The 16,612-nt window shown below is 45.1% G+C and carries 16 protein-coding genes and 1 riboswitch; of the genes, 6 read left to right on the top strand and 10 right to left on the bottom strand.

The window, feature by feature from the left end:
• Positions 1-9: 9 nt before the first annotated feature.
• The 3 genes from B7E06_RS01335 to B7E06_RS01320 all read right to left on the bottom strand — a co-directional run bounded on the left by B7E06_RS01335 (position 10) and on the right by B7E06_RS01320 (position 3,448).
• Positions 10-726: a (Fe-S)-binding protein gene (locus B7E06_RS01335; protein WP_082232170.1), complete on the bottom strand. Its 717-nt coding sequence runs from the start codon at positions 724-726 to the stop codon at positions 10-12.
• 71 nt (positions 727-797) lie between these two features.
• On the bottom strand, positions 798-1,505 hold the full coding sequence (locus tag B7E06_RS01330; RefSeq protein WP_082232169.1) for a FadR/GntR family transcriptional regulator: 708 nt from the start codon (positions 1,503-1,505) through the stop codon (positions 798-800).
• A gap of 344 nt (positions 1,506-1,849) precedes the next feature.
• On the bottom strand, positions 1,850-3,448 hold the full coding sequence (locus B7E06_RS01320; RefSeq protein ID WP_082232167.1) for an L-lactate permease: 1,599 nt from the start codon (positions 3,446-3,448) through the stop codon (positions 1,850-1,852).
• Positions 3,449-3,659: 211 nt separating this feature from the next.
• Between B7E06_RS01320 and B7E06_RS01315 the strand changes: the two genes are divergently transcribed.
• Positions 3,660-3,938, top strand: a complete 279-nt coding sequence (locus B7E06_RS01315; RefSeq protein WP_082232166.1) for a hypothetical protein — start codon at positions 3,660-3,662, stop codon at positions 3,936-3,938.
• Between the two features lie 15 nt (positions 3,939-3,953).
• Here B7E06_RS01315 and B7E06_RS01310 read toward each other — a convergent pair whose 3' ends face one another.
• A complete protein-coding gene (locus B7E06_RS01310; RefSeq protein WP_082232165.1) occupies positions 3,954-4,658 on the bottom strand; it encodes an LppM family (lipo)protein in 705 nt (234 codons plus the stop codon).
• Between the two features lie 160 nt (positions 4,659-4,818).
• Here B7E06_RS01310 and B7E06_RS01305 point away from each other — a divergent pair, with 160 nt between their 5' ends.
• The 5 genes from B7E06_RS01305 (at position 4,819) to B7E06_RS01285 (ending at position 9,889) form a co-directional block, all read left to right on the top strand.
• Positions 4,819-5,568, top strand: a complete 750-nt coding sequence (locus tag B7E06_RS01305; protein ID WP_082232164.1) for a DUF4397 domain-containing protein — start codon at positions 4,819-4,821, stop codon at positions 5,566-5,568.
• Between the two features lie 810 nt (positions 5,569-6,378).
• A riboswitch (SAM riboswitch) is annotated at positions 6,379-6,484 on the top strand.
• A gap of 86 nt (positions 6,485-6,570) precedes the next feature.
• Positions 6,571-7,044, top strand: a complete 474-nt coding sequence (locus B7E06_RS01300; RefSeq protein WP_179133913.1) for an OsmC family protein — start codon at positions 6,571-6,573, stop codon at positions 7,042-7,044.
• On the top strand, positions 7,041-8,654 hold the full coding sequence (locus tag B7E06_RS01295; RefSeq protein ID WP_082232162.1) for a sodium:solute symporter family protein: 1,614 nt from the start codon (positions 7,041-7,043) through the stop codon (positions 8,652-8,654). The genes B7E06_RS01300 and B7E06_RS01295 overlap by 4 nt, the downstream gene beginning before the upstream one ends.
• An 84-nt stretch (positions 8,655-8,738) precedes the next feature.
• Positions 8,739-9,113, top strand: coding sequence for a VOC family protein (locus B7E06_RS01290; RefSeq protein ID WP_082232161.1), 375 nt, complete (start codon positions 8,739-8,741; stop codon positions 9,111-9,113).
• A 131-nt stretch (positions 9,114-9,244) separates the two neighbouring features.
• Complete coding sequence (locus B7E06_RS01285) at positions 9,245-9,889, top strand: LysE family translocator (RefSeq protein WP_082232160.1); 645 nt, start codon at positions 9,245-9,247, stop codon at positions 9,887-9,889.
• A 49-nt stretch (positions 9,890-9,938) separates the two neighbouring features.
• Here the strand turns inward: B7E06_RS01285 and B7E06_RS01280 are convergent, their stop codons facing one another.
• From B7E06_RS01280 to B7E06_RS01255, 6 genes are all read right to left on the bottom strand, one after another.
• The gene (locus B7E06_RS01280) at positions 9,939-10,526 is read right to left on the bottom strand and encodes a hypothetical protein (protein ID WP_143414431.1); all 588 of its coding nucleotides are present in this window, start codon (positions 10,524-10,526) and stop codon (positions 9,939-9,941) included.
• Positions 10,527-10,531: 5 nt separating this feature from the next.
• On the bottom strand, positions 10,532-11,974 hold the full coding sequence (locus tag B7E06_RS01275; protein ID WP_082232158.1) for a sodium:solute symporter family protein: 1,443 nt from the start codon (positions 11,972-11,974) through the stop codon (positions 10,532-10,534).
• A gap of 5 nt (positions 11,975-11,979) precedes the next feature.
• Positions 11,980-12,204 carry a hypothetical protein gene (locus tag B7E06_RS01270; protein WP_245807647.1) on the bottom strand — a complete coding sequence of 75 codons (225 nt, stop codon included), beginning with the start codon at positions 12,202-12,204 and terminating at the stop codon, positions 11,980-11,982.
• A 520-nt stretch (positions 12,205-12,724) separates the two neighbouring features.
• Positions 12,725-13,660 carry an ornithine cyclodeaminase family protein gene (locus B7E06_RS01265; RefSeq protein ID WP_082232157.1) on the bottom strand — a complete coding sequence of 312 codons (936 nt, stop codon included), beginning with the start codon at positions 13,658-13,660 and terminating at the stop codon, positions 12,725-12,727.
• A 118-nt stretch (positions 13,661-13,778) separates the two neighbouring features.
• The gene (locus B7E06_RS01260) at positions 13,779-15,194 is read right to left on the bottom strand and encodes an NAD-dependent succinate-semialdehyde dehydrogenase (protein ID WP_082232156.1); all 1,416 of its coding nucleotides are present in this window, start codon (positions 15,192-15,194) and stop codon (positions 13,779-13,781) included.
• 14 nt (positions 15,195-15,208) lie between these two features.
• Positions 15,209-16,600: an APC family permease gene (locus tag B7E06_RS01255; RefSeq protein WP_082232155.1), complete on the bottom strand. Its 1,392-nt coding sequence runs from the start codon at positions 16,598-16,600 to the stop codon at positions 15,209-15,211.
• Positions 16,601-16,612: the final 12 nt, after the last annotated feature.

Here is a 16,612-nt window from a genome sequence, read left to right as displayed (position 1 = left end):
TCTCCTTTCTTATTGACTGTTCAATACTTGAGCAATATGAAGAACCTTGACCTCTTTATCATTTCGGCGCAGCCTTCCTCCCATATTCATAAGACAGCCCATGTCTCCGCCAATTAAGTATTCGGCTTTCGTTTCATCAATGTGTTCCGCTTTTTCCTGTACCATTTCCCCTGACACGGCTGCATTTTTCACGGCAAACGTTCCGCCGAATCCACAGCAGTCTTCTTTTAACGGCAGGTCGATAATGTTTAAGCCTTCTACATTCTCAAGCAGAATCCGAGGGGCGTCCGTCACGCCGAGCAGGCGCGTCATATGACAGGAAGGATGATAGGTTGCGGTTCCTTTAAAGGTAGAGCCGACGTCCTTGACTCCTAATACTTCAACAAGGAACTGTGTGAGCTCATATGATTTTTCCTTTAATGCTTCCGCCCTTTCCTTCCATTTCGGTTCATCCTTTAATACCTTCGGATACTCCTTCAGCATGTGAACACAGGAACCGGACGGCCCTACGACATAATCACTTTTCTCGAAAGCTTTAATCATTTGTTTCATGCCTTCTTTAGCTTCCTTAACATAGCCGCTATTATAGGCGGGCTGTCCACAGCATGTCTGATTGGCTGGAAAATCGACCTCACATCCAAATCTCTCCAGCAGCTGAACCGTATCTTTTCCTACGTCAGGAGTCACCATATCACACAGACATGTGATAAATAAGGATACCTTCATTTGAATTTCCTCCCTTTTAACATAAGGTCATCTGATGAGTTAGTCGAAGAAAGTCTTTCACCTTTCTTCTTTTAACCCTCTAAGTAATCCATTAACGACTGTTCTACTTTTCTCAAATGCTCACTCATCGCCTGACGTGCTTTCTTTTCATTCCGTTCAGTAACAGCGGCAAAAATCTGACGATGTTCTTCAAGCAGCCGCTCCGTTCCTTCATCGGTATGCAGCAGCTTTCTCGTTTCTCTCATGGCTTGAACCATAATGTCGGCAACACTTTGCATGAGATGAGTAAGCATCTGATTGTGTGTCGCCTTGACTAATGCAACATGAAAAGCAAGATCTGCCTGATCCCCAAGTTCTCCATTGCCTTTTGCTTCTTCCATTGCGATCAGCGCATCCTCCAGCGGCTTTAAATCTTCCTGCGTGTGATGAAGTGCTGCGGATTCAGCAGCCCCGACTTCAAGAATCTGACGGACTTCCAGCAGCTCCACAACATCTTTGCGGCTCATCAAAAATGCTACAGAAATCGGCAGTGAGAACCGATTGGCTTCAAAAGCTTTCACATACGTTCCTTCTCCTTGACGCATTTCTAAAATTCCCATTGCCCGTAAAGCACTTAAGGCTTCCCTGATCGCCGATCTACCTACATTAAAGCTCTTCGCCAGCTGTTCCACACTATCAAGCTTGTCCCCAGGCTTCAATTCATTATTTTTCAACGAATCCAGCAGAGAATCAGCCACCTGCTCATAAATTTTCTTTGGTCGAATTGGTTTGTATTGCACGTTTGTCCCTCAACTTTCCATTACCCTTCTTTTTTCTATTGTACTCCAAAAGGAGGGATTAAGAAAAAGAGGGAGTATCAGACATTCCTTTTCTTTCCGTACTTTAAGCTTCTGTAAACTCCTCCAGCGAATGAAAGGATGGCTAGGACGACAAAGAGATACTTTACGCCACCAGAATTTGTAACAGCAAACCAGACGCTGAAGAAAGTAAGCGTAAATAAGAGAACAGAAGAGTTAATTAATGGATGAGATGTCACCAAATCGCTCCTTTTATTACTTTAAGTTATTGATATGGCATATGCCCTTATTTAATGGAGATAAAACGGAACGAGAAAATTTGTGACTTAAACAATAGCTCCGAAGATGAACGCGGCTATTCCTACGAAAAGTCCGTAAAGCAGCGCCGGGCCAATCGTTTTTCGAATAATATCTCCTTCTTTTCCGGAGAGACCGACAACTGTCCCTGCGGCCACGACGTTATGGACACAAATCATATTGCCGGCAGCGGCTCCAATAATCTGCAGGGACAGCACCGTGTTTGTGTCAAAACCCACCTGTTCTGCAATATTGTACTGAATTGGAGAAAATGTAAGAGTAGATACTGTAGCACTTCCTGTTATAAAAGAACCCAGCTCTCCAAGAAAAGGCGCCATAAATACCCAGATCGGACCAAAGCTGCTAGCCAGTGTTTGAGCAATATATTCCGGCATGCTGATCAAGTCACTCGTATTGATGCCTGAATTCGTAAACACCTGCACAAGGGCAAGTGTGGCTGCTAAGGCCAGAGCGGCATCCTTCATAGATAAAAAGGATTCCTTAGATGCCCCTGTAAAGCATTGAAATGATTTCCTCTGAATGATTAAAGATAAGAGGGCTGCTGCTACCAGTACCGTTCCTGGCGAATAAAGGATCTCCCAGGCCGAAGTGACCCCTTCCACACCGAGAATGTTGTTCCACGTCAGATCAACCCATGTCATTGCTGCCTCTTTAACAGATGGAACAATTCTGGTCAGCAACAGAAGAGCAACGATAATTAAGTAAGGCGCCCAGGCAGTCAGCAGAGGCATGGATGACGGCTCACCTGCTGCGGCTGCTTCATTTTCTTTTACATCTTCAAGCGCATCCTGCCAGGTGGCAGCCGGCAGCAGAAACCCTTTTTTCGCTGTTAAGGCAGCAACAATTAACCCTGTCAGCGAGGCAAGGATCGCCACAAACTCGAAACCGAACAAAAAAGCATATAACAGAGACGATGACGTATAGACAATCCCGATAAAAAGCGCCCAAGGCAAAAGTTCAAGAGCATCTTTAAAACCTTTTTTCTTCCCAAAAAATACAGTCAAAAGCACAATAATCACAAAAGGAATGAATGTCCCAGCAAATAAGTCCAAAAAGGCAATCTGTACACCAATTTCTCTGAATAACTCAAGTCCTGCGTTCGGCAGGTTGCTTAAGCCCACTTGTACAGGAGTTCCAACAGCACCAAACGGAACAGCCGAGCTGTCTGCTACGAGTGCCACTACCGCGGCAGCCATCGGTGTAAATCCAAGCGCGACGAGCAGAGGACCCGTAACCGCAGCCGGTGTACCAAATCCGGCGGCACCTTCGATTAACGAGCCAAACAGAAAAGCGACAATAACCACTTGCACCCTCATATCTGTGGAGATACTGCGGAATCCCTCGTTTATTCGATTGACAGCACCCGTACGTTTTAAGGTGTTAAGCAATACAATCGCACCAAATAAAATAAACAGAATGGTTAACGTCTTATGTATCCCCTGTAATATTGAAGCTGCGATAACATTACTGTTCATTCCCCAAACGAAGAACGCCAGAGAAATGACGATAAGTGCACTGAGAAACATCCCCTTCCTTGCAGGCATCCTAAAAAGCACGAGAAAAACAAATGGAGCAATAATTGCACTAAAAGCCACTAACAATAACATCCTGGTTCCTCCTCAGCTGCGAACGCTTACATTAAATAAGTTATAAATTAGTAAGGTCATCAGATGACCTGTTCAATAATAGTGTAAGCCTTTTCTTATGAAAAGACAATTCTTTTTTTAATAGCCAGCTTGTCTTTTATTACCATAGATATTTGGCAAAATTAACGCAGATATTAAAGGTAAACAGCTAGTGAACAGGAGGGATAGAAATATGAAATTGAATTCTAAAATCTTAAGTTTAACCTTTGTTCTTACCGCCATCCTTTTATCGGCCTGTAACATTAACGGCAACAGGACAGATGACTTATTATATGAACGTACCAACCATCCAGGCGATGAAGGTCCGCCGATTGAACGAACCCATAACAACCGCAGCAATGTCTATGATGAAAATGACGATAAAACTGATCGATTGATTCGTAATGAAGTCAATCCGCTCGATCGGGATGGTCAGGAGCCCAAGCGGGAAGACATAAAAGAAGAGGAATAAAAAAGAACTTCCTAGCTACGGAAGTTCTTTGCGCCTTTGACTTTTTTTCACCGCGAAGATAACCAGGATCACTACCACTAGTAATCCGACAGCTGTCCAAATGATATTTTTAATATTTGGTGCTTTAGCTTCAACCATTATATTTGTAACGCCAAGCGGTTCAATCTGCCAGGTCAATGCCCGACCATCCACTTGATCAGCATTATGTTCAGAGGCTTTGACCGGCAGATCTAGCGTAAACGTTAAATCCATCTGATTTGAGAGCAGCCGGTCCATTCCCCCTCCAAGACCGAGCGAATTCTCAAGATCGACTTCTCCTTCAAGTTTATATGTGTTTGTAAAAAATCCTTCCTCTACACTAAAATCGATCGGCGGCTCCTCAGGGGCTGCTGTATTTGTTTCGGAGGATTCCTGCTTCATCTGCTCGGTTTCCGGAATGACTTTCATATCCCTGACATCCTCAAATTCCTTGACCGCCCGGAATCCGGTAAAACCTTCTTCATTTATTTTCTTAATTGTATACCCCTGGGCTTCCAAGTCTTCATAAGGAGCAGAAATCGTTCCATCCTCTGATCCGAACTGCTCGAGCACCTCTTCTTCCACTCCAATGGTAATTGTATTTACACCGCTGCCGTCCTTGTTGATTTTAACGGCGAAATCCCCTTTGACACATCCGGTTAAAAGAAAGAGAAATAAACCGAGAACCATCCATTTTTTCATATGTAATTTCCCCTTTTTTTATCTATATTAATAAGAGATCATCAATCATTTCCAATTTACTCCACCTTTATTATCCCTCGTATAAATAAAACAGACAAGATGCCTAATGTAAAAAGATGAATAGGCTAATGGTGTCAGTTTGTTTGAAAGGAGTACGGAAATGGACCAGAAAAATTTTGATCAACTAGCATGGGAAGCGGCCAAGTATGATTTAATGTCCCAATTTTATAAGTACAGCAACCCTCAAATGCATATTTATTATTACCAAAAACACTTGGAGTGTATGCAAAGGATGATGAGTGAACGTCAGGATCATACATTGAGAATCAACGGAGAAGCCAGGGTTCGCTTACTTCATGCTTCCCCTAATGCTCCGGAAGTAGACGTATATGTAAATGGACAGCCGCTTTTAGAAAGGTTCGCCTATAAGCAGCGAAGTGACTATTTAACCGTTCCTGCCGGACAATATAAAATAGATATTTATCCGTCTGGACAAACGAGCCAGCCTGTCCTCACCCAAATGGTAGAGGTTGGCGCCGGAAACATGTATACCGTTGCGGCCGCAGGTCCAGTAGAAAACCTGCACCTCCTTGCCGTGATAGACAGTGATAGTGTGTCCTCCGGTAAAGCCAAAGTGCGATTCTGGCATCTGTCTCCAAATGCCCCTGCCGTTGATATAGCAGTAAAAGGCGGGGATATCCTGTTTCGAAATGTGCCGTTCGGCAAAGCTACTCGCTATCTCACCCTGCAGCCGGGAACCGTTGATCTCGAAGTACGCGCAGCCGGAACGCCAAATGTTGTGCTGACCCTACCAGGGGTTACGCTGAATCCAAACGAAAGCTATACCATTGTGGCTGTTGGATTTGCGGGAGAACAGCCGCCGCTTGAAGCCATTTTTATAAATCCATAAAATACAGGCGATGCTGCCTGTATTTTTTATTTGAATTGATTGATGAGAAGGAGGCGGTTCCGTTTACTGGAGTAGAGAAAAGAGGCTGGGAAATGACTCCCTTTGCGGAGAGCCGGTGAGCTAGCACGCTGCACTCGCGGATCTCACCATGGCTCTATCTCCCTGCAGGAGTCTCGCCATTTCTCTTATTTCTGGTGATTACTGCACGAAATAAGCGGTTCCGTTCATCTCGTTTAGAGAAAAGCGGCTGGGAAATAACTCGCTTTCCGCGGGGAGCCGGTGAGCTAGCTCGTTACACTCGCGGATCTCACCACGGCTCTATCTCCCTGCAGGAGTCTCGCCATTTCCCAGCCTCTTAATTGTTAGTAGTGGAAACGGAACGCTGTAGGTTCATTAAGATCTCCAATGACGAAGCTCTCTTACTCATGGTTCCGTTACTCTAAAAAAATAAAGGGCCGGGGGAAACGGCGAGACTCCTATCGGAGAAGAGAACAGGGTGAGATCCAGGAGGGCTAAAAGCCCGAGGAAGCTCACCGTTCGCCCATGGAAAGCGAGTGGTTTCCCTAGGCCCGCTTCTCTTTATAAAGGTAAACGGAACTATGAAACCTAGAAGCCTGTTCCCAGACACAGTTAACTAAATTAAGCAAAAATGAAAGAAGTTTATATCCAAGGCTTCTATTTTTCTATGCCCCTTCACTTCTAACTATAACCTCCGTTTGTAAAATCCTTTTTAAAAACCAAGTATCCCCCTAGGATTTACCATTGACTTTAATGAAACAAAGCTCTACAATGTTCAGTAATTTCATAATTTTCTTATCAAGAGCGGAGAAGGAACCTGGTCCTGTGATCCCGCGGCAACCTGTTTATTTAAACAAGGTGCTCATTCCAGCAGACATTTCTGTCTGAAAGATAAGAGCCGGGACGCATCATTTCCAAGCCTTCAATTTTTCATTCAGAAAAGTTGGAGGCTTTTTTATTTATCTATAAATGGAGGGATTATCAATGGAAAATCAAACAAAGTCAACATTACGTTCGATTAAGGCAGAAAGCTCACGTACCAACGCGTTTCAAAATAAACATTCCATTCGTGATTTTGAATTCCTGATCGATGAGCCTGAGAAGCTCGGAGGGACGAATCAGGCAATGACTCCGATGGAATATGTTCTTGGATCCTTTAACGGCTGTTTAATGATCGTAATCGAAATGATTGCTAAGGAAAATGGCTGGACGATTGAACGTCTCGACTCCTCATCTGAAGGAACGATTGATAAAGCCGGCCTTGCTGGAACGGCAGATGTCAGTCCTCACTTCCAGCATGTGTCACTGTTAGTGGATATTAAATTCGCGGAGCCGGAAATCGATGCGTATCATTTTATTTATTTAGTAAAAAAACGCTGTCCTGCTTTTAATCTTTTTCAAGATGCAGGCATTCAAATTGAACTGATTTGGAAAATCAATGAGGAGGTACAGGGATGACGTCTTATGGAATATGGATGATTTTGCTTGCTTTGCTTTATACCACGGCTTTAATTATTGTTGGAAATGCTGCAAAACGAAAAGCCCGCCGCGGCAACCAGTATTTTGTCGGGGGACGCACCTTCCGCTGGTGGACCGTTGCCTTCTGTATTACAGGACTGTTTTCCGGGTCTACCTATATATCAATTGTGGAGCTCTCTTATCTGACGGGTGTTTCTGCGATTTGGTACGGAGTCGCTGAAACTATTCAGGTTTTAATAATTGCCCTGCTTTTGATTAAATCCTTTCGTGAAAAGCTTATTGTTACTATTTCCGGTTTAATCGGTGATAATTTCGGCCGTACCGCCAAAGGGCTGGCAGGTATCATAACGGCTGTTGCTTTCCCCATGTGGTCTGTAGCGACAGCGATTGCCTTTGCTTCGGCTTTTCACGTATTTACAGGGATTTCGCTGTCTCTGTCCGTTGCGTTTTCTGCTATTTTACTCTTTATTTATTTGCAAGCCGGCGGCATGTGGTCTGTAGCTTTTACCCAGACGATGAATTCTATCGTTTTTGCTATTATGTTTATTATCGGAACGATCGCTTTTTTCATAAACCCGGGAATTTCGGGTCTTCAGCAGCTGGCTGTAGACAAGCCGCAAATGTTTGACTGGGGCGGCGCCGGACTTCAGGTTATTCTCGTCTGGTTTGCCACATTTCTCGTAAACGTTATTTTGGCTCAGGCGGCCTTCCAAATGGCTTTATCATGCCGAACTCCTGAAGAAGGCAGAAAAGGACTGATTGTGGCCAGCTTTATGGGGATCCCTTTTATTGTATTAGGCGTTTTATTCGGTTTAGCTGCAGCTGTTGTCGTGCCGAATGAAAGCCTTGGTCTTGTGGCGCTTCCTCAATATTTCATGGAAGTTCTTCCTGCACCGCTCGCCGGATTATTCTTTCTTGGCATTTGGGCGTGTGCGCTTGGCTGGGGAGCCCCATGCCAATTCTCCGGCGCAACAAGCTTAGGAAAAGACGTCGGCAGCGCAATATTTCCAGAGGCGTCACCAGAAAAGCTGGTAAGCTATACGAAATGGTCTCTGCTGATTCTCACAGGATTAATGATTGTCTTTGGATTCTTAAGAACCGAGCAGTCTGCATGGTGGAACGTGCTCGCATGGACGATTAGAAACTCAGCTACGTTTGCACCTGTTGTGGCAGCTTTATTTTGGCCGCTTGTTACAAAAAGAGCTGTTGTCAGTTCCCTGTTTGGAGGCTTTTCGGCCGGTTTCCTCTGGTACTATTTAAGCGGGTGGAGCCCGACAGATTTTCATCTGAACATTCACCCAGTGTGGATCGGCATGAGTGTCAACGTCCTGACGATGGTTATCATTACGGTTTTACTTAATGCCGGCCAATGGAAAATTAATCGAGCTCCTTCTGTAAAAGGACCGGTCACTGTCATTGCGGTGGTTGCACTCTTAGCAGTAAATGTTCTGTTTTATGAGCCGCTCCATAGTGCAGGAATCATTGGGCTGTTTATTTTCTCTAACGCTCTCGTTCTGTTTATCGCAAGTATCATTTATTTCAAACCGAAACATGCAGCACAGGAGGTTCGTAAGCAAGTCGTTTTGTAGAATAAATCCCTCTGCCAAATAAATGGTAGAGGGTTTTTCTTGATATCCAGTATAATTAAGGAAAACTCAAAAGGGAGAGGTTTTATGCAGGGAACTATTGAGAGAATCAGCCAGATCGGTATTAATGTAAGAGACATTGACAGAGCGATCGAATTTTATAAAAGCAATCTTGGGTTAGAACTGCAGTTTCATACAGAAAATATGGCTTTTCTGGAATGTGGGGAGATCCGTCTGCTTTTAAGCCTTCCCGAAAAAGAAGAATTTGACCATAAGAGCTCTGTCCTCTACTTTCATGTCGATGACATAAAAGAGGCTTATCAAAACATGGTGGAGAACGGCGTCTCTTTCCGTGGGGAACCACACGCGGTAGCCAAAATGGAAACAACAGAAACCTGGCTGGTTTTTTTCAATGACACGGAAGGCAATACGCACGCGTTAACGAGTGAGATAGAAGGCTGATGGAGGAAAGGAAGCTCTCTTAAAAAGGGGAGTTCCTCCTTTTCTTAAAGGACCTCCCTTCTTTTACTTCTAATTTTACTTCATCACTCATAAATGTAAGGACAAGCTTATTTAACCCGGGAGGGCATGGCATGTTCTTACTATTAATAAGACAGATTGTACTTGGATTATCGATTGCAGCCCCTATCGGCCCTATCAATATTGAGATCATCAGAAGAGGAATTCATCAAGGTTTTTGGCCCTCTCTGCTTGTAGGCGCAGGGGGCATGACAGCTGATCTCACAATTATGTACTTAATGTACCAGGGCCTTTCAGAATACCTGGCTTTAAACTGGGTCCAGATCATCCTCCTCATTTTTGGCGCCTTTGTGTTAACTTATACAGGTATTCAGAGCTTTTTGAATAGGTTGGACACGGAAGTAGAATCGCTTGAACAGCGCGGGGGAACATCAGGTTTAATACGCCCCTACCTGACGGGGATATCCTTAGCTGCGTTTAATCCTTTAAATCTATTATTCTGGCTGAGTATCTACGGATCAGTCCTCAGTGATTCTTTAAAGGATGATAATATTCTCCGGGCCTTCTATATTAGCAGTGCCATCTTTATCGGCATCGGCTTATGGAATCTAAATCTGGCGCTCACTGTTCATTTTAGTAAATCCATGTTAAAGCCAGGAGTGCTGAAGCTGGTTACATATGCAGCCAGCCTTGTTCTGATCAGCCTTGGCCTTTATTTTGGTTACAAAGCTGCAGTTAAAGTGACGGCTTTTCTCTAATGTTCACTAAAAAAGTCCCCTGCTCTATTCCCGGCAGGGGACTCTTCCATTAAAGCCGCCATTCCCGGCTTTTCCACAGCTTGCTCATAAATTCTTCAGATTCTCCCGTGTTTCCGTTGATCACAAATTCTTTCGTTAAATAGCTAGAATCAACACGGATCTTCCAGAGGGGAAGATATGTGAGAAAAAGTTCTCTCAATTCGTAACGCGGCTTTTTTAATACATAACTGCGGTTGATTTGTTTTTCTTGAATATCGATGATGTATTTCTCTTCGGCTTCCTGTTTTGTGATTTCAGCTCCAACGGTTTGAGCAGCAGATGCTTCTGCTCCTTTCAGTGGAGGTACACTCGGAAAAAGACCGCGATACCCGGAAACCGCATCGATAAATACCATATTCGGCTTTTTTCTCGGGGGAAATGGTTTACGGTCGGCGATAACGAGCAGCTTGCCTACCCACAATGGGTGATAAAACATCTGCTGTTCTGTAATATGATCCTTAAGGTAGTCCTTGGTCAAACGTTTGTTTAACTTTACTTGCACTCCCAAACTTCTATAAATCAGCCCTGACAATTCTTCTTTTTTCACCCCTTCGCCTGTACCGATCAGCTGAAGGGTTTTGCTGCTTACTTGATTCATAAGACTCATCCTTTTGTTTCAATATGGGAGTGATAACGATCGACTTCACGCTGCATTGTTTCAGATGGCGGTGGTGTCATCAGACTGACGATAATCATCAGTATGGCGGATACAGGAGCTGCTACAATAGGTTCAGCTACGAGAGCGAACGGCAGGGCAGCCATAATAATGAAGGCGGCCGAGCCTCCCAGCATTCCTGCTAAAGCTCCTGCCATATTGGCCCGCTTCCACCAGATGCCGAGAACGATCGGAAAACCGAAGGCAGACAGCATGGCACCGCTGACCCAGCCGACCATAATGGCAATAAGCTGCGGAGGATCAATAGCAAAATAAATACCAACAAGACTGGCCAGAATCATAACAATAAATCCAAGACGGGTCACGTTTTTTTCCGATGCTTCTTTATTAAGGTGACCTTTATACAAGTCATGGGCCACTCCGGCTGATATCGCAAGCAGCATCGCATCCGCTGAAGACATAATCGCAGCCAGGAGACCAGCGAGCATAATTCCGGCGAGTACCGGCGGCATGTAGTGTTCAATGACTGAAATAAAAATCATATCCTGATTGTTAAGGGAATCAATAATGCCGAGGCTTGCACCGGCGGAAGCGATAATCGCTCCAAAGATAAAAACAAACAAATATAAAATACAAGCACCAAGCGCTGAACGACGTGCTGTTTTTGCATCTCTGGAGGCAAAATTCCTCATAACTGCTGATGGTGAAACAACACCGAACCAAAGAAAGGCGAGAAATAACCCAAAGTAAGACATCCACGGCTGTGTAACTTCTCCGAAGGCAGGATCGGCAGCAAGAGCATCCTGGATCAGTGTGCCCAATCCTTCATGATCGACGAGAATCAGAATGGCAAGCACACACATTCCGATGACCATAACTGCTCCCTGAATCAAATCCGTATATGTAATCGCCCACATGCCGCCTAAGGCTGCGTAAAGCGTAAACCCTATGCCAAGCACAATTACCGCTGTAGTGTAATCAATGCCCAGTACGTAAGAACCGATTAAACCAGAGGCTGTAAGCTGAGGCACCATATAGAAGGTCATACTGAGTACAACAATTACAGCGGCTACGATCTGGACAGGCTTGCCAAATCGAATGAGGAAAAATTCCGGCATTGTTTTAACGCCTGCACGCCGGATCTGCCCGGAAATAAGAAATAGGGCAAATGAAGGAATCGCAACTGCACCAAAACCGTAGGCGAATAAAAAAGGGATTCCGAGTGTCACCCCTGATCCGACGGCTCCCATTAATGAGCTTGAGCTGGCTACGGCAGCAAACAAAGCGAATGATCCTACAAAACTGTTAATATTCCTGCCTGCCGTCCAGTAATCATCCTCTGAAGAGTGGGCTCTTTTAGCAAAATAGATTCCTATAAACGTCATAAATAGTAGATAAACGGCTAAGATGGATGCTTCCATTACCTGCATATGTCCTACCCCTCCTCACTTTTTTCTATTTTCTCAATCCAAATTACATAGATGAACGTAAGCAGCAGCCAGATGAAGAAGCAAAAGAACATCAGCCATCCTGCCAGTGAAATGCCCATCCAATAAATTTCGGTCGGCCACCAGATCCATACTACTGATGAAATCAGCAGAAGGGTGATGACCATAATGATACCTGGATCCTTCCACTTCGCTCTCGTTATTTCTTTCAAACCGCTTCATCCTCTCTTATTTGACTCAATCTATATGCAGGGACTCACAATTTCTTTGCTCTTTCTCACTTTTGAGAAGGAATAAGACTGTTCCATTTACTGTAGTAAGAGAAACGAGGCTGGGAATTGACTCGCTTTCCGCGGGGAGCCGGTGAGCTAGCTCGTTGCACTCGCAGATCTCACCATGGCTCTATCTCCCTGCAGGAGTCTCGCCATTTCCCCGCCTCTTTACAGGTAATGGTATAAACGGAACACTATGTTTGGAGGGATATTCTCTAACTTAGTCCTCTTACATTAAGGTTCCGTTACTCTAAAAAACATAAAGGGCCAGGGGAAACGACGAGACTCCTATGGGAGGATAGAACAGGGTGAGATCCCGGAGGGCTTTAGCCCGAGGAAGCTCACCGTTCGCCCATGGAAAGCGAGTCTTTCCCCAGGCCCGATTCTCTTTATTCCGGCAAACGGAACCTGGTACCCCACCTCAAAAGAACTCCCATGGAAAACGCGATAAGTTGACACCTTATTTCAATTTTTCATAGAGTGCTTTTACGGTAACTAAGTCAAAAATTGCCGCACCGACAGATTTGAAAATAATAGACTTGTTTTCGAGATGCTGGGGTCGATGCTGACGTTCTATAATTTCTTTCAGGGAAAGCGTCTGATCCGGATCTGTGCCGAGCTGTTGAGCTTTAATCATATCGCCGGATTCCTGAAAAGCACTTTTGGCATCTACATAGATTTCATCCGCCTGCTTCAGCACAGCATCAGGAATTTCCTGCATAGCTCTGCGGAATGATCCGACGCCTGTGATCAGCTTTCCTTTATAGCTTTCAGGCGGGAGTTCGGGAAGGACAGGGGTTTCTGAGGTTGTCGTGGTGACAATAATATCTGAGGTGGTGACCAGTTCTTCCATAGAAGCTTTTTCGATATGTAAGTCCGGAAAAGATTGACGCGCTTTTTCTATAAATCTATCCAGTTTTTCCTCGCTTCGATTGTATACTGTTACTCTTTGAATCGGTCGTACCGCATAGGCGGACTGCAGGTGGCTCCACCCTTGAGTACCTGTGCCGATAATACCTAATGAGGAGGCATTTTCTTTTGCTAGATATTTCATTCCGAGTCCTCCAAGTGCCCCCGTTCTCAGTGCGGTAATCGGCACGGCATCACACATGAAAAGCGGCTCCATTGTCTGCCGGCTGTAGAGGACCATCAGACCATGTATGGTCGGTTTGTTGAGCTCCGTGTTTTTAGGAGCGACTCCTACAAGCTTTGTTGCATAATAATCGCCAAAATAAGAGGGCATGAGCAGGCTCGTATTGCCGTTGTCCTCAATGTGCATCCGGTCAGGCATAATGATGTCGCCTGATTTCTCATCTAGATAGAAGTCTTCGATGGAGCGGATGGTTTCATCCATCTGCAATAATTCATTCACTTTTTCTGCTGCGAAAAATTCCATATTTCCCCTCCTTTCGATAATAACGTCATCGTATCATAGTTTTCTGAAAAGTTGAATTTTTTAGCAGCAGAGTAAAAAAGTGAGCACCTTTTCCGTCTTGGAGGTGCTCACCCGGTAATTATAATCCTATAGAGATATACTTTGTTTCTAAATATTCTTCCAATCCATGATGGCCGCCTTCTCTTCCTAAGCCGCTTTCCTTAAATCCTCCAAACGGAGCTTGAGCGGCTGAGGGTGCACCATCATTTAGCCCGACAATTCCATAGTCCAGCTGCTCAGAAAGCGTCAGCGCCTTCGTAAGATTCTCTGTGAATAAATAAGCAGCCAGGCCAAATGGTGTATCATTTGCTCGTTGAATGGCGTCAGCTTCATCTATAAAAGTGGAAATCGGCAGAACAGGCCCAAAGGTCTCTTCTCTCATGCAGAGCATGGAATCCTCAACATTTGTCAGCACTGTAGGTTCTACAAAGAAACCCTGATTCGATACAAAACCTTTGCCTCCGACCGCTACTAACGCACCATTTTCTTCTGCCTCTTGAATATGATGGGTTACTTTTTCATAAGCATCCTTATCAATAAGCGGCCCGATATCGGTCTCTTCCTCTAATCCGTCTCCCACCTTAAGCTTCTCTACAGCTGCTTTAAGCTTTTCAGTAAAAGGCTCTACGATTGATTCATGAACATAGAAGCGGTTTGAACAAACACAAGTCTGCCCGGCATTGCGGAACTTGGAAGCAACAGCCCCGGCGGCTGCTTTATCTAAGTCTGCATCCTTTAATACGACAAAAGGTGCCTGCCCGCCAAGCTCCAGGGAAATCCGCTTCATCGTATCTGCCGACTTTTTCATCAGCAGCTTGCCTACTTCTGTAGATCCTGTAAAGGACAGCTTGCGCACACGGGAATCGGACAGCCATACATCGCTGATGGTCGCTGCATCACCTGTGACAATATTAATCAGTCCGGGCGGCGCTCCCGCTTCATGGGCGAGTTCTACGAGCCTGATGGCGGTAAGCGGCGTCTGCTCTGCCGGCTTAATTAAAACAGAACAGCCGGCGGCAATGGCAGGAGCCACTTTACGCGTAATCATAGCTGCCGGGAAGTTCCAAGGAGTGATGGCGGCCATCACCCCAACAGGCTGCTTCTGGATCAAAATCCGCTTATTGCGTTTGGAAGCGGGAATCGTTTCTCCATAAATTCGTTTGGCTTCCTCTGCGTACCAGGAAATGTACTGGTTGGCGTAGTCCACTTCCCCTAATGCTTCTTTAAGTGGCTTTCCCTGTTCCTTTGTCATTGTTTCAGCAAGTTCTTCTTTATGAGCATCAATCAATTCATTCCAGCGCCATAGGAAATCCGCCCGCTCTTCTGCTGCTGTCTCTTTCCACTTATGAAAAGCTTCAAAGGCAGCCTCAACAGCCAGCTCTGCTTCCTTTTCACCGGCATCGGGAACATTATCAATTTTTCCTTGATTTAATGGATTAAGGACATCGATTACTTGAGTTGTGCTGTGAGTTTTGCCGTTAATATATATATCCATTTGTTCTTCTCCTCCTATAAAGCTTCTTTCTTACTGACTGTCTGTTGATCATAAGCTCCGCTTCTCGATTTAAAAAAGAAAAATGCTCCAAGCAGTGTCCAGCCGGCAATCATAATCCATTCGTAAGGCCAGACAAGAGCCGCCGGCATTCCCGGCATATACAGTGTAATAAATCCAAAGCTTAAAATAAGGGCGAGATAGCCGTAGATAGGTGATTTTGCTGCCCGAAAAGGACGTTCCATCTCTGGTTCTCTTTTTCGTAAAACAATAAAAGATAGTGCAACTAAAAAGTAAGCCGTCACAATCCCCAGTCCGCCGGCATTCACAATCCAGACGAGTGCAGCTTCACCGAGAAGCGGTGCGAGCATAGACAGCACACCAATAAATAAAACAGCATTGGAAGGTGTCTTGTATTTAGGATGGAGCTTGCCAAACCAGGATGGCAGCATACCGGACTCTGCCATCGCATAGAGGACACGGCTTCCGCCAATAATGAAGGAGTTCCAGCTCGTAATAATCCCGGCTACCCCGCCGACAATTAACAGCTGGGCAAAAAACTGTGAACCGAAAAGGCTGGCGATCGCATCAGCTGTGGCCAATTCTGTACCTTCGAGCTGTGACTGATTTAATCCAAGGCCAACACCAAGCGCAATGGCTAAATAAAATATAATGGCAGCTGATACTGAAAAAATGAGCAGCTTTCCAATTTGTTTTCTTGGAAGGTTTGCTTCTTCTGCCACCTGCGGGATGACGTCAAAACCTACAAATAAGAATGGCACCATGACGAGCACCGTCATAATTCCGGCGCCTCCATCAATAAAGAATGGGGACAAATTGGCAGGTTCTCCATTCAGACCGGCCCCAAAGATTAACAGAAGACCTACACCAACAATTAATAGTGTTAAAAAGGTTTGAAATGCGGCCGCCTGCTTTACACCGATATAATTAATTGCGGTAATGATGAGAGCTCCGACCGATCCAATCAGCACCCAGTTCAGGTTCACATCAAAACCGGCTACCGTCCATAAATAACCAGCTTCATAATCCGGCATTAGGAAATGAATGACGGTTGGCAGAGCCACCGCTTCAAAAGTCGCGACAGAGACATAACCGAGCGTTATCGCCCAGGAAGCGATAAACGACATATTGTGCCCAAGCGCACGGTGCACATACGCATGCTCACCGCCTACTTTCGGCATAGCGGAAGCCAGCTCGGCATAATTCAGACCGACAAAAATGACGAGAAGGCCGCCGATTAAGAAAGCGATCACTGCTCCGAATGAGCCAGCGGAAGTAATCCACGACCCGGAAAGGACGACCCAGCCCCAGCCGAGCATGGCCCCTAAAGCTAAGAAAAGTAAATCAAAGTTAGTCAGCACTTTTTTCAGTTTCTTGTCTTCTCCCATGAAACCACTCCT

It is taken from the genome of Halobacillus massiliensis (assembly GCF_900166625.1).
Taxonomy (GTDB): domain Bacteria; phylum Bacillota; class Bacilli; order Bacillales; family Halobacillaceae; genus Halobacillus_A; species Halobacillus_A massiliensis.
Note: the sequence above shows the minus strand (reverse complement) of the source record. Positions and strands in the feature narration are given on the sequence as shown.

Excerpts from the sequence above, each read along its gene's own strand:
- B7E06_RS01255 (WP_082232155.1), bottom strand. The coding sequence starts at position 16,600 with ATGGGAGAAGACAAGAAACTGAAAAAAGTGCTGACTAACTTTGATTTA.
- B7E06_RS01315 (WP_082232166.1), top strand. The coding sequence starts at position 3,660 with ATGAAATTGAATTCTAAAATCTTAAGTTTAACCTTTGTTCTTACCGCC.
- B7E06_RS01265 (WP_082232157.1), bottom strand. The coding sequence starts at position 13,660 with ATGGAATTTTTCGCAGCAGAAAAAGTGAATGAATTATTGCAGATGGAT.
- B7E06_RS01310 (WP_082232165.1), bottom strand. The coding sequence starts at position 4,658 with ATGAAAAAATGGATGGTTCTCGGTTTATTTCTCTTTCTTTTAACCGGA.
- B7E06_RS01275 (WP_082232158.1), bottom strand. The coding sequence starts at position 11,974 with ATGCAGGTAATGGAAGCATCCATCTTAGCCGTTTATCTACTATTTATG.
- B7E06_RS01320 (WP_082232167.1), bottom strand. The coding sequence starts at position 3,448 with ATGTTATTGTTAGTGGCTTTTAGTGCAATTATTGCTCCATTTGTTTTT.
- B7E06_RS01300 (WP_179133913.1), top strand. The coding sequence starts at position 6,571 with ATGGAAAATCAAACAAAGTCAACATTACGTTCGATTAAGGCAGAAAGC.
- B7E06_RS01280 (WP_143414431.1), bottom strand. The coding sequence starts at position 10,526 with ATGAATCAAGTAAGCAGCAAAACCCTTCAGCTGATCGGTACAGGCGAA.
- B7E06_RS01335 (WP_082232170.1), bottom strand. The coding sequence starts at position 726 with ATGAAGGTATCCTTATTTATCACATGTCTGTGTGATATGGTGACTCCT.
- B7E06_RS01260 (WP_082232156.1), bottom strand. The coding sequence starts at position 15,194 with ATGGATATATATATTAACGGCAAAACTCACAGCACAACTCAAGTAATC.
- B7E06_RS01290 (WP_082232161.1), top strand. The coding sequence starts at position 8,739 with ATGCAGGGAACTATTGAGAGAATCAGCCAGATCGGTATTAATGTAAGA.
- B7E06_RS01295 (WP_082232162.1), top strand. The coding sequence starts at position 7,041 with ATGACGTCTTATGGAATATGGATGATTTTGCTTGCTTTGCTTTATACC.
- B7E06_RS01305 (WP_082232164.1), top strand. The coding sequence starts at position 4,819 with ATGGACCAGAAAAATTTTGATCAACTAGCATGGGAAGCGGCCAAGTAT.
- B7E06_RS01285 (WP_082232160.1), top strand. The coding sequence starts at position 9,245 with ATGTTCTTACTATTAATAAGACAGATTGTACTTGGATTATCGATTGCA.